The sequence below is a fragment of the Chitinophaga flava genome (genome assembly GCF_003308995.1).
GTDB lineage: Bacteria > Bacteroidota > Bacteroidia > Chitinophagales > Chitinophagaceae > Chitinophaga > Chitinophaga flava.
The window spans coordinates 1,036,789-1,049,521 of record NZ_QFFJ01000002.1; the positions used below are offsets into that span (position 1 = coordinate 1,036,789).

Below are 12,733 nucleotides of genomic sequence, written 5' to 3' on the forward strand. Positions count from 1 at the left end.
AAAATCATATTGTATAGTTTTTTGTCAGGTGTCAACCGGCGGGCATAGTCTTTGTGCGCTCAGGGCATGCAAACAGATAAAGGGAAACCACTATCGCCGGAGAAGGCCGGCTTTATGCGTGTCCGCGGGGCACGTGAGCATAACCTCAAAAACATAGATCTGGATATCCCACGCGATGCGCTGGTAGTATTCACGGGCGTATCCGGCTCTGGTAAGTCATCACTGGCATTTGGAACACTCTATGCCGAAGCTCAGCGGCGTTATCTCGAATCAGTATCACCTTATGCAAGGCGGCTTTTTCATCAGATGTCGGTGCCGGAAGTGGATGAAATCAGTGGACTGCCACCGGCAGTAGCCCTGCAACAACAGCGTGGACTGCCAACCACCCGCTCATCTGTAGGCAGCGTAACTACTTTATCTAATCTGTTAAGGATGCTGTATTCCCGGGCCGGCGAATACCCGGAAGGGCAGCCCCACCTGGAAGCAGAAGCATTCTCCCCTAATACGCCATCAGGCGCCTGTCCGCAATGCCACGGCCTCGGAAGAGTATACGAAGTCACGGAACGTTCCCTGGTACCGGATGATACCCTTACCATCAGGGAAAGGGCCATCGCTGCATGGCCTACGGCATGGTATGGCCAGAACCTGCGCGACATCCTCATTACACTCGGTTATGATGTGGATAAGCCCTGGAAAGATCTTCCCAAAAAAGAACGGGACTGGATACTGTTTACTGAAGAACAGCCTGTAGTACCGGTATATCCTGGTTTCACCCATGAAGAGGTGAAGCGGGCTATCAAACAAAAAGTAGAACCCTCTTATATGGGCACCTTCTCCGGTGCACGCCGTTATGTATTGCACACCTTTGCCAATACAGAAAGTGCTTCCATGAAGAAGCGGGTATCACAATATATGGAAAGCACCGAATGCCCGGTGTGTAATGGAAAGCGCCTGCAACCGGCTTCTCTGTCGGTAACCTTCGCCGGTATGGATATCGGGGAGATAGCACGTTTGCCGCTCTCCAGGCTGGCCACATTAATGCGGCCTTATGCAGAAGGTAAGGCCGCTCAGTCCAAAAAGGAAAAGGCTCATCCGGAGCGGCAAATCGTAACACAGAGAATAGCAGCCGATCTGGTAGGAAGGCTGGAAGTATTGCTGGAACTGGGTTTGGGATACCTGCTCCTGGAACGCAGCACACCTACCTTGTCGCCGGGAGAGTTGCAACGTTTACGTTTAGCCACGCAGGTTAGGTCTAACCTCTTTGGGGTAGTGTATGTGCTCGACGAACCTTCTGCCGGCTTGCATCCTGCTGATACAGAGGCTTTGCTGTCGGCACTGGAAAAACTCAAAGCATCAGGTAACTCTTTGTTTGTGGTAGAACATGATCTGGATGTGATACGTTCTGCCGACTGGATCATAGATGTAGGGCCAGACGCCGGCGAACACGGTGGCCGTATCCTTTACAGCGGTCCCCCGGATGGACTGGCTGCTGTTGAGATATCCAAAACACGCCGTTTCCTTTTTGCAGAAAAAACAATCCTGCATCGTGAACCCCGCAAAGCCAGCGGCTGGCTGCAGCTGGAAGACGTTACCCGTAATAACCTCCATCAGCTGTCGGCTGCTTTCCCGCTGGGATGCATGACCACCGTAACCGGTATCTCCGGCTCCGGCAAATCGAGCCTGGTCAGCCAGGTACTGGTAGAACTGGTGGCAGCGCAGCTGGGCATGGACCTCAGCTCCGAACCGGAAGAAGGGGAGGCGCTGGAACAGGCCGCCCCAGTCACTTTGGGCGGACATATCACCGCCGGTATGGAACAGGTGAAACGATTGGTACAGGTAGATCAGCAGCCCATTGGCCGTACACCCCGCTCTAACCTGGCCACCTATACGGGATTGTTTGACCATGTCAGAAAACTATTTGCCGACACATCAACAGCCCGTGCCCGCAAATATGATGCTGGCCGTTTCTCCTTCAACGTAGCCAAAGGCCGTTGTGAAACCTGCCAGGGAGAAGGATTTGTGATGGTGGAACTATTATTTCTCCCCAGCGTATATGCGCCTTGTCCTACCTGTCATGGTGCGCGTTATAATGCACAGACACTGGAAATTACCTACCGGGATAAAAATATAGCCGAAGTGCTGGAACTCACTGTAGATGACGCCTGGACCTTTTTTGAAGACGAACCTAAAATACATCGTGCGCTGAGTGTACTACGGGAAGTAGGGCTGGGTTACCTCCGACTGGGACAGCCGGCCACACAACTGTCGGGTGGCGAAGCACAACGTATCAAACTGGCCACCGAGTTACAGCGCATGGGACGTGGTGATACCCTCTACGTGCTCGATGAGCCCACCACCGGCCTGCATCCTGCAGATATCGAAAAACTGGTGGTACAGCTGGAAGGGCTGGTGAATGCCGGTAATACCGTGATCGTAGTAGAACATGATATGCGTGTAGTAGCTGCCAGTGATTGGGTGATAGATATCGGTCCCGGTGCGGGAGAAGAAGGCGGTAAAGTAGTGGCTACCGGCACACCGACGGAAATGGCCAAAGCTAAAAACAGCCGTACAGCACCTTACCTGGCGCGATTTCTTCACACATAATTCCATTCAACTTTTACCATAAAATTTTGTAATTCGCAGTATATAAAACAGTACCCAACAATGAAAAAAACTTTTTGGTGGCTGCTGCCTGTGTTGATGGCGTTTCAGGTGTCGGCACAGCAACGGAAGCCCAATGTGATCTTTATCCTGTCCGACGATATGGGTTATGGTGATGCCAGCTGCTACGGTAGTCCGCTGATCCGTACGCCTGAGCTGGACCGCCTCGCCAGGGAAGGCTTTCGTAGCACCGGTTTTATGGTGTCTGCTCCTTCCTGCACACCCAGCAGGGCTTCCCTGCTCACTGGCCGTTACCCCGACAAGGTAAACATGCCATATGCCGTAGCTCCGGGCGATGCACATGCACTGTCCGACAGCATTTTCACCCTTGCCAGGATGTTTAAAGCCAATCATTACCAAACCATGATGATCGGTAAATGGCACCTGGGTGATAAAGCCAATAGCCGCCCGCTGTCGCATGGCTTTGATCATTTCTTTGGTATGCTGTACAGCCACGATTATCAGTCGCCTTTTGTGAATACAGACACTACGCTGGCTGTCTTTTATGATAATACCCGCGTTATCGAAAAACCAGACTACAGTAAACTGATGGGCTGGTATACTGATAGTGCCCTGGCCTATATCAAACGTGCTTCCCGCAGCCAGCAGCCCTTTTTCCTGTATCTGCCTTTCCCTATGCCACATGCGCCGCTGGCTGTGCCGTCAGAATGGAAAGGTAAATCACGGGGAGGGCTATACGGAGATGTGATAGAACAACAGGATGCCTGCATTGGTAAAATCATCGCCCTGCTGCGGCAGCTGAAGCTGGATCAACAGACCATCGTGATGTTTACCAGTGATAATGGCCCCTGGAATGATATGCCCGACAGAATGCTGCAACGTGATATCGTAAAACCCTGGGACCACGGATCTACAGGCCCTTTCAGAGGTGGCAAGGCCAATACTTATGAAGGTGGTCACCGTGAACCCTTCATCGCCTGGGCTCCCGGCCGTATTTCCGCCGGCACCGTGGCCGACCAGCCTTTTATCATCAACGATATATTACCTACACTGGCTGCAGCTACCAGCTACACACAGCCACTGCCGGCCAATGTAGAAGGAGTGAACGTGTGGCAGCATATAACAGGCCGTCAGGCTCAGCTGCCGGAAAGGCCGCTCTTTTACCTGAGTGCTATCGGTAAACTGGAAGCAGTACGCAAAGGCGACTGGAAACTGCGCATCGCCACTACTGAAAAAGGAAAAACGCCCGTGATGGAATTATATAATCTCCGCATGGATATCAGCGAAAAACATAATGTGGCCGCCAAATATGCGGAGATAGCCGCTTCGCTGAAACAGCTGATGGACAACTACTGATCACTGTTCGCCGTAGGTCTGTATCAGCCGCTCAAAAGATGCTCTGTCGAGGTATAGGTCAAAGCTGTCCGGATGGATGATACTTTTTTCCCGCAACTGCTTCAGCGTACGGTTAAAGCTACGTACAGATACTCCCAGGTAATCGGCCAGGTCTTTTTTGGAAAAAGCGGTCTGTTGCCTGGCGAGTACCGACAATAATTTAAGCATGGTATATTCAGCAGGGTACACCTGTTGATACGAAGCCCGTGCCGAAGTCTGCGCCAGCCTGTTCGCCAGCGATTCCATCAGCAATCGGTTCAACACCATGTTATGGCTGATGAGGTAGGTAAAATAATCGGTCGTAATGCACCAGGCCGTTACCGGCGTAAGCGCGGTAACAGTCGTCAGATTGCTGGATTGCTGGATCAGCTCCAGTTCTCCCAGCAGTTCCCCTTCTCCCAGAAACTGAATAATAAAATCCTTTCCGTTATCTTCCGTAATATAACATTTGGAAAGCCCCGTCTTTTGTACCAATACGTATTTGTTGCGCTGTCCTTGCGTTAACAGCCGGGTACCGGCAGGATAAGACTGTAGAAAGACCCTGTCTTTTTTTTCGGCTTCCGTAAGAGTATCTTCAATAAAGGATAATATAGCGCGATTGGTATGTATCATAGTGTGTTGGGACAAATGTCCCGTTTTTTCGCAGTTGAAGCTATTAATTTTACGGAAATTTAGAAACTTAATTACGATCACAATGACCGGTATACAAATCATTGCATTTGACGCAGATGATACATTATGGGTGAATGAGCCTTATTTCAGGGAGGTAGAACAGAAATTCTGCGGCCTCCTGGAAGACTATCTGCCCCACCATACTGTTGCCCAGGAATTGTTTAAAACAGAGATGGCCAACCTTTCCCTGTATGGTTACGGGGTGAAAGGATTTATGCTGGCCATGATTGAAACCATTCTGCGGGTAACCAACAACACCGCCAATCCGGTGCTGATAGAGAAAGTACTCGAATATGGAAAGGAACAGCTCAATAAAGACATCGAACTGCTGGACGGTGTGAAAGAGGTGCTGGAAGCCCTGAAAGGCAAATACCGCCTGGTAGTGGCCACCAAAGGAGATCTGCTCGACCAGGAAAGGAAACTCAATAAATCCGGCCTCGCACATTATTTCCATCACATAGAAATCATGAGCGATAAACAGGAGAAAGATTATCGTAAACTGCTTCGTCATCTGGACTGTCCGCCGGAAGCCTTTCTGATGATCGGCAATTCCATCAAATCAGATGTAATGCCGGTACTGGCTATCGGTGGCCATGCCATCCATATTCCGTATCATACCGTATGGGCCCATGAAGTGGTGAATGAAGAAGTGAAAGAGGAAAAATTCTATTCTTTTCAAACTATTTCGGACATTCTGCCGAAGCTATTGTCATGAAACAATTATTAGATATTAATACCTGGAAACGGAAAGATCATTTTCATTTTTTTAACCAGTTCGAGGAGCCGTTTTTCGGGGTATGTGTTAATGTAGACTGCACCAAAGCCTACGCTACTGCCAGGGAAAAAGGATATTCCTTTTTCCTGTATTACCTGCATAAAGCCATGGTGGCCATGAATGCGATAGAGCCTTTTCGTTACCGCATCGTCGGCGAACAGGTATGGATATACGATAAAATAGATCCTTCTCCTACGATTAACAGGCCCGATGGTACTTTTGGATTTGCTTATTTTGAATACCATGCGGATTTTGAAACATTTGAAGCCATAGCCCGTATTATAACAGAGCAGGTGCAAAACAGTACTGGCCTGGTACCTGCGGTGTCCGGCGAAAATGTGGTGCATTGTTCTTCGCTTCCCTGGATCAATTTTACCTCGCTCTCTCATGCACGTAGTTTTTCCTTTAAAGACAGTTGTCCTAAGGTCTCCTTCGGAAAAATGACTACCGCAGATGGTATCAGCACCATGCCGGTATCGCTGCATGTACATCATGCACTGATGGATGGTTACCATGCAGGACAGTTTTTTGAATATTTCCAGCAACAGCTGGATAGCTGATTATCCGGAGCCGGGAAGTTATTCTTCCGGCTCCAGATAGTTGCTTACTTCTATCAGGTTTTGGTCCGGGTCACGGAAATAGATGGATACAATAGGTCCGTTGGCACCGGTGCGTTTCACTTCAGATTCCAGCAGGGTGATGTTTTTGCGAAGCAGTTCTTCTTTGACTTCGCGTATAGGCGTTTCCGTTATAAAACACAGATCTGCGGAACCAGGCAGCGGATGTGCCGCTTTGGGTTCAAATTCTTTCCCTTTCTGATGAAGATTGATTTTCTGCTGTCCGAACTTTAATGCCTTTCTTCCATCTCCAAAAGTCTGTATCTCCATGCCCAGCACGTCGTAGTAAAACAAACAAGTGATATCGATATTGGCTACGGTGAGCACGAGGTGGTCCAGTCTGTTTATTTTCATAAGCGATGATTGTAAAGATTACTGCCAGCCGCCACCCAGGGCGCGGTAGAGGTTTACGATGGCCTGCAGCTGTTGCAGCCGGTCGTTAACCTGTCCCAGTTGTGCGGTCAGCAGGCTTTGTTGCGCGTTTAGTACTTCCGTATAATTGGCGGAGCTGTATCTTACCAGCTGCTGTGTGTAAGATACTGACTTCTCCAGATTATCCAGCTGGTTATCGCGGTCGCCTGTTTTGTCAACGGCCGTTTGATAGGAGAACAGGGCATCCGATACTTCCTGGCCTGCCGTGAGCAGAATGCTCTGGAAACTGTACAACGCCTGTTGTTGTTGTGCCTGTGCACTTTTCAGCCGGGCACGATTGATGCCCTGGTTGTAGATAGGCTGTGCCAAACCCGCTACGATATTACCCACCAGGGATCCTGGTTTAAATAGCTGTCCTAACGAAGCCCCTGCCAGTCCGCCGGAGGCAGTGATGGTGAGGGTGGGATAGAAGTAGGTCCGTGCCACATTAGTGAGTTCAAAAAAATACCGGAAGTTATATTCAGCTGCCTGTACATCTGGCCGGTTGGCCAGCAGCTGGGAAGGTACACCTGTTTTCAGCAAAGTAATAGGATGCTGGTCTGCCAGTTTGTTCCGGGGGATCGTATCGGGTGCCTGTCCCAGCAGGATGCTGAGTGCATTTTCTGTCTCCCTGATACGCAGACGCAGATCGTGTGTGGCCACGGCTGCTGCGTACTGGCTGGCGGCACTTTGTACAACCGCGGCACCTGTAACAATATTGGAAGCTTTCAGTGCTTTCATCACATTAACGGTGGCTTTCCAGCTTTCTACGGTTTGTTGGGTAATGACCAGCTGCTGGTCCAGCGCCAGCAGCTGATAGTAAAAATTGGCGATATTGGCTACCAGATTGGTTTGTACGGCTCTTGCTGCTGCCTGTCCCTGTAAGAGGTTGGCGAGGTTGGCCCGTTGACTGCTCCGTAGCTGGCCCCAGATATCCGCTTCCCACGAGGTGTTAAGCCCCAGTTGATAAGGGTGACTGTTACTGCTACTGCCGCTGGTGGTTTTGTTACCGCTGACAGACGCGCTGGCGCCGAGCGTGGGAAAATACGCCTGCCGGCTTTGTTCATAAGTAGCTTCGGCCTGTGTGATCCTGGCATAAGCTGTTTTCAGGTCCAGGTTTTGTTGAATACCGGTGCTGATAAGCTTTTGAAGCAGGGTGTCAGTGAATATTTCCCGCCAGTGTAGTGTGGCCAGTGTAGCCGTGTCCGTTAGCTGCTGGTTGCGGAATAAACCATTGGTATTGGCATCGGGTACTTTATAAGGATGTGTGACTGAGCAGGCCGTGATCAGCATCAGGGCCATCAGTAAACACATATAGAAATTCAATTTGTGATTCATGCTGTAAGCATTTAATTCTGTTGTTGAAAATCAGCGGTATTACTCGTCATCATCATCATCATCTGCTTTAGGTGGCCCGCTGACTTTTTCCTGTAATGTTTGAAAAAGGATAAAGAGAATAGGAGTGATGAACACGCCGAATATTGTACCGATCAACATACCACCAACGGCGCCGCTACCGATGGAACGGTTGCCATTGGCGCCTGCGCCGGTAGCAATCATCAATGGCACCAGTCCAAGGATGAAAGCGAAAGAAGTCATCAGGATGGGCCTTAACCTGGCGTTGGCGCCTTCCAGGGCTGCCTGCAGAATGTCCATGCCCCGCCGGCGCCTTTCCAGTGCAAACTCCACAATGAGAATGGCGTTTTTGGCCAGCAGGCCAATGAGCATAATGAGGGTGATCTGTACGTAGATATTATTGTTGATGCCCAGTATGCCGGTAACGATAAAAGCGCCTGCCAGCCCTATCGGCAGGGTTAGCAGGATAGCAAACGGCAGTATATAACTCTCATATTGAGCACATAAAAGAAAGTATACGAAGATGAGACAAAGCAGAAAGATGAAACCTGTTTGTCCACCGGCGGATATTTCCTGCCTTGACAGCCCCGAGAACTCATACCCATAGCCGGGAGGCAGCACCTGTGCCGCCACTTCACGGATAGCGGTGATAGCGCTGCCCGAACTGTATCCTGGCTTGGGGGTACCGCTGATCGCGATAGAGGTAAAAAGATTAAACCGCGAAATAGTCTGTGGGCCGTAGGTAGGCTGCAGCGTGGCAAAAGCGGTGATAGGCGCCATGGTGCCCGTAGTACTCCGTACATACACGGAGTTCAGGTTTTCGGGCTTGGCACGATAGCTGGGCTCCGCCTGTATCATCACCCTGAACTGCTGCCCGAACTGATTGAAGTTGGACGCATAGATACCACCAAAATAGCCCTGCATCACATTCAGGATCTGATCTACCTGAAACCCCGCATCTTTAGCCTTGGCCACATCCACGTTGAACATATACTGCGGATATCCCGGATCAAAAGGCGTGGAGGCAAACTGTATCTCCGGCCTCGCATTGAGCGCGTTGAGGAAGTCAGTACATACTTTGTTGAACTCTACGATATTGCCGCCGGTTTTATCCTGCAACTGCATAGAAAAACCGCCTACAGACCCAAAGCCCTGGATCGTGGGTGGGGCGAAGAAATTGATTTTGGCTTCGGTAATGCCGGCTGTTTTTTTGAACAGCTCATCGATGATGGCCTGTATGCTGCGTTTACGCTGGTTCCATAGTACCAGCCGCATGCTCACTTTTCCGTAGTTGCTGCCGGAACCGCCGGTGGCGCCCGAACCGGTGATAGCTACTACATTATTGATTTCAGGGATGGTTTTGGCGATATTTTCCAGTTGCCGGTTTACGGCAGCAGTACGTTCGAGCGATGCTGCTGCTGGCAGGGTCACATCGGCGGTGATCACGCCCAGGTCTTCATTAGGGACAAAGGCGGTGGAAGTGGTCTTCAGTAGTATACCCAGCGCCGCAGTGAAAAACAGGAGTATCAGGAGCGGTATCCATTTTTTGTGGGCGAGGAATGCTACAGACGACCGGTACCGGCGTGTCATAGTATCAAACGAAGTGTTGAACGCAGTATAAAAGCGTTGCAGCCAGCTGTGGTGCTGTGTTTTAGCATGTGGCTTCAGAAAGAGGGCGCACAACGCAGGGCTGAGCGTCAGCGCGTTGACAGCAGAAAGGATAATAGCGATGGCTAGTGTGAGACCAAACTGTTTGTAAAACACGCCGGCAGAACCACTGATAAAACTCACCGGCACAAATACGGCCGCCATCACCAGTGTGATGGAGATAATAGCGCCGGATATCTCGTCCATGGCGTCGATACTGGCTTTGCGGGCAGAAGTATAACCCTGGTCTATTTTGGCGTGTACCGCTTCCACTACCACGATGGCATCATCCACTACAATTCCGATAGCCAGTATCAGGGCGAAGAGTGTCAGCAGGTTGATGGTAAATCCAAATAGGTTGAGGAAGAAGAAGGTGCCTACAATAGCCACAGGCACTGCGATGGCGGGAATAAGCGTAGACCGGAGGTCCTGTAAAAATACAAACACCACAAAAAACACCAGAACAAAAGCTTCCACGAGGGTATGCAATACCTTGTCGATAGAGGCATTCAGAAAATCATTGGCGTTGGAGAGCACTACATATTTCACACCGGGCGGGAAGGATTTGGCTGCATTTTTTACCACCGCCAGTGTCTGATTGATGATATCACTGGCATTGGAGCCTGCGGCCTGCATGACGGTGATGGAAACAGCAGGGAGGCCGTTGGTGCGGGTGCCGGTAGCATAACTTTGTGCGCCCAGTTCCAGGCGGGCTACATCTTTCAGCCGCAGTACATGTTCTTTGGTGCCTACCGAGCGGATGATGATATTCCCGAATTCGGTGGTATCCGCCAGTGTGCCTTTGTATTTGATGATATACTGGAAGGATTGTTTGCCCTGTTCGCCAAACTGGCCGGGGGCGGCCTGCAGGTTCTGTTCTGCGAGGGCGGTGGTGATATCTGAGGGCACGAGGCCGTAGGAGGCCATCACGTCGGGCCTCAGCCAGATACGCATGGCATAGTCCATGGTACCGGCAGCGATGGCGTCGCCTACCCCGGAGATACGTTTTATTTCCGGTACCAGGTTGATGTCCGCATAGTTTTGCAGGAAAGTCTGGTCGTAAACCGGATTGTCACTGTAAATAGAAAAAACCAGCAGGTCGCTGGGCTGCCGCTTTCTAACGGTAATGCCTGAACGTACTACTTCCTGTGGGAGCTGGCTGGTAGCACGGCTCACGAGGTTTTGGGTGTTCACGGCATCGATATCCGGATTGGTACCGGTTTTAAACACCACCTGTATGGAGGCGGAGCCGTCGTTGCCGGAGGTGGAGGTCATATAGTCCATGTCCTGCACGCCATTGATCATCTGTTCGAGTGGTGTTACTACACTTTTAAGTACTACATCCGCATTGGCGCCGGTATAGTTGGCAGACACCTGAATTGTTGGCGGTGCTATTTCCGGATATTGTGACACCGGGAGTGCTGCAATACCCAGTATTCCCAGGGTAACGATGATGATGGAGATGACCGTTGACAGAACAGGACGTTTTATAAATCGCTTTAGCATAAATCCTGATTTAAATAATTATTGCCTGTACACACTATCTGCGCTAACACTTCTTGTTTTGATGGGCATACCATCGCGCAGACTGATAGTACCTTCTACCAGTATCTGGTCGCCGGTTTTAAGCCCGTCTTCCACTACGTAGTTGTTGCCCGAAGTGCCGGCATTCACGCTCACCGGAACGGATTTGGCTTTGAGCGTATCATGGGCGGAATGGTCTACTACGTATATAAAGAGTTTACCTTGTACCTGATAGGTGGCGCTTTGTGGTATCAGCAGGGCACTGTCGCGGGTGTAAGGCATCCTGACGATAGCACTGTTGCCACTGCGTAGCAGTCCGCCGGGATTGGAGAAGGTGGCACGCAGGGTGACGGAACCGGTTTGCTGATTCACGAGTCCGCCGATGGTTTCTATATCACCCGACTGCGCGAAGGTGGCGCCATTAGGGAGTAACAGTTTTACCGGCGGCAATGTCTTCAGTTTTTCCTGTACAGTATTGCCTTTGGCATGAGCAAAAAAGTTGAGCGACTCTTTTTCGTTGATGGAGAAGTAAGCGTAAATTTTTGTGATGTTGGATACGGTGGTGAGTGGCTGTGCGGTGGTGCTGCTCACGAGACTGCCTATTTTAAACGGCACCGCTCCGATGACGCCGTCAGCGGGACTGTAGATGGTGGTGTAGCTGAGGTTCACCCGGGCATTGACCAGATTGGCCTTTGCTTGTGCGAGGGCGGCCTTTTTAGCTTCAAGGGTGTAGCGGGCGGATTCCAGGCCGTATGGACTGATGATATCCTGGTCTACCAGTGGTTTAACCTTGTTGACTTCCATCTGGGCTGCGTTGACATCTGCTTCCGCTATTTTGATATTGGCTTCTGCCGTACGGACATTTTGTTCGTATTGTGGTGCATTGATGCGGAAGAGCAGCTGTCCTTTTTTTACTTCAGCGCCTTCGTCTACATACATGTCCTGCATATAGCCGTCTATTTTAGGCCGTATTTCTATGTTTTGTTGTCCCTGGATCGTAGCCGGGAAATCTGTGTTGATAATAGCGGTAATGGGGCGAAGGGTGATGTTGGCATATACTTTTGCCTGATTGTCGCGGCTACGGCCCTTTTTGGAAGGGTTGCCCGAACAGGCGGTCAACAGTAAGGCCAGGCTGAATATCAATGCCGGAGAGTAGTCACGGTGTGATACGTACATATGCATGTATTGAATGAACAGATAGTGATTGGATCGGTATGCCGCGCTACAGGTCTGAAACCATGTTGCTACGACAGGCTAACAGTAAATACACAGCGCAATACAATATGTTCATCATACCGGCAGGAAAGCGGTATGCTGTTTTTTTCTGCAGAAGAGAAAACTAGTGTCTGATGAGCGGAAGCGCTGTTTTATGCGATGGGAGGTGCCCGCAGGGGAAGGAGCAGGAGGCCGGGCATCGGGTAACAGACCACGGTGATGGCGCCGGTCTTTTTTTCACGAGGTGTGGTGTGTAGTGCCGGAACGGCTGCGGCCTCCGGTGGCAGTGCCAGTGGAACTATCTTCTCGGAGAAACACTGCAGTTTACAGCGGTAATACACCGATTTTATTTTGGTATCTACCTGCTGGGAGGTGGTAATGGCCGTTTTTTTGCTGAACCAGGTGGCATAACGCTCTATCGCCCTTCCCTGGAGGGCAAAGAAAATGATGACGATAAACGTTATGTTTAATATGTTGGTCAGCTTGTTGGGCACGGTGT

10 protein-coding genes are annotated in these 12,733 nt (G+C 50.4%); 4 read left to right on the forward strand and 6 right to left on the reverse strand.

Annotated features, from left to right (window positions below):
* The first annotated feature begins 66 nt into the window (after nt 1-66).
* A complete protein-coding gene (gene uvrA, locus DF182_RS20615; protein WP_113617697.1) occupies nt 67-2,604 on the forward strand; it encodes an excinuclease ABC subunit UvrA in 2,538 nt (845 codons plus the stop codon).
* A 60-nt stretch (nt 2,605-2,664) separates the two neighbouring features.
* Nucleotides 2,665-3,978, forward strand: coding sequence for a sulfatase-like hydrolase/transferase (locus DF182_RS20620; protein WP_113617698.1), 1,314 nt, complete (start codon nt 2,665-2,667; stop codon nt 3,976-3,978).
* Here the strand turns inward: DF182_RS20620 and DF182_RS20625 are convergent, their stop codons facing one another.
* Nucleotides 3,979-4,644, reverse strand: a complete 666-nt coding sequence (locus DF182_RS20625) for a Crp/Fnr family transcriptional regulator (RefSeq protein ID WP_161964195.1) — start codon at nt 4,642-4,644, stop codon at nt 3,979-3,981.
* Between the two features lie 67 nt (nt 4,645-4,711).
* Here DF182_RS20625 and DF182_RS20630 point away from each other — a divergent pair, with 67 nt between their 5' ends.
* A complete protein-coding gene (locus DF182_RS20630; protein ID WP_113617700.1) occupies nt 4,712-5,404 on the forward strand; it encodes an HAD family hydrolase in 693 nt (230 codons plus the stop codon).
* Entirely contained in the window at nt 5,401-6,024 is a 624-nt protein-coding gene (locus DF182_RS20635; protein WP_113617701.1) for a chloramphenicol acetyltransferase, read from the forward strand. Before DF182_RS20630 ends, DF182_RS20635 begins: the two co-directional genes overlap by 4 nt.
* 18 nt (nt 6,025-6,042) lie before the next feature.
* Here the strand turns inward: DF182_RS20635 and DF182_RS20640 are convergent, their stop codons facing one another.
* The 5 genes from DF182_RS20640 to DF182_RS20660 form a co-directional block, all read right to left on the reverse strand.
* Nucleotides 6,043-6,435 carry a VOC family protein gene (locus tag DF182_RS20640; RefSeq protein ID WP_113617702.1) on the reverse strand — a complete coding sequence of 131 codons (393 nt, stop codon included), beginning with the start codon at nt 6,433-6,435 and terminating at the stop codon, nt 6,043-6,045.
* An 18-nt stretch (nt 6,436-6,453) separates the two neighbouring features.
* Nucleotides 6,454-7,830, reverse strand: a complete 1,377-nt coding sequence (locus DF182_RS20645; RefSeq protein ID WP_113617703.1) for an efflux transporter outer membrane subunit — start codon at nt 7,828-7,830, stop codon at nt 6,454-6,456.
* A 39-nt stretch (nt 7,831-7,869) separates the two neighbouring features.
* Complete coding sequence (locus DF182_RS20650; RefSeq protein WP_113617704.1) at nt 7,870-11,001, reverse strand: efflux RND transporter permease subunit; 3,132 nt, start codon at nt 10,999-11,001, stop codon at nt 7,870-7,872.
* Between the two features lie 18 nt (nt 11,002-11,019).
* Nucleotides 11,020-12,195 (reverse strand): efflux RND transporter periplasmic adaptor subunit, encoded by a 1,176-nt coding sequence (locus tag DF182_RS20655; protein ID WP_113617705.1) that lies wholly within the window; start codon nt 12,193-12,195, stop codon nt 11,020-11,022.
* A 191-nt stretch (nt 12,196-12,386) separates the two neighbouring features.
* The gene (locus DF182_RS20660) at nt 12,387-12,728 is read right to left on the reverse strand and encodes a hypothetical protein (protein WP_113617706.1); all 342 of its coding nucleotides are present in this window, start codon (nt 12,726-12,728) and stop codon (nt 12,387-12,389) included.
* Nucleotides 12,729-12,733 lie beyond the last annotated feature (5 nt).

Bases quoted from the DNA above. Each gene is read 5' to 3' on its own strand.
- uvrA (WP_113617697.1), top strand. From the start codon at position 67: ATGCAAACAGATAAAGGGAAACCACTATCGCCGGAGAAGGCCGGCTTT.
- DF182_RS20620 (WP_113617698.1), top strand. From the start codon at position 2,665: ATGAAAAAAACTTTTTGGTGGCTGCTGCCTGTGTTGATGGCGTTTCAG.
- DF182_RS20630 (WP_113617700.1), top strand. From the start codon at position 4,712: ATGACCGGTATACAAATCATTGCATTTGACGCAGATGATACATTATGG.
- DF182_RS20635 (WP_113617701.1), top strand. From the start codon at position 5,401: ATGAAACAATTATTAGATATTAATACCTGGAAACGGAAAGATCATTTT.
- DF182_RS20640 (WP_113617702.1), bottom strand. From the start codon at position 6,435: ATGAAAATAAACAGACTGGACCACCTCGTGCTCACCGTAGCCAATATC.
- DF182_RS20645 (WP_113617703.1), bottom strand. From the start codon at position 7,830: ATGAATCACAAATTGAATTTCTATATGTGTTTACTGATGGCCCTGATG.
- DF182_RS20650 (WP_113617704.1), bottom strand. From the start codon at position 11,001: ATGCTAAAGCGATTTATAAAACGTCCTGTTCTGTCAACGGTCATCTCC.
- DF182_RS20655 (WP_113617705.1), bottom strand. From the start codon at position 12,195: ATGTACGTATCACACCGTGACTACTCTCCGGCATTGATATTCAGCCTG.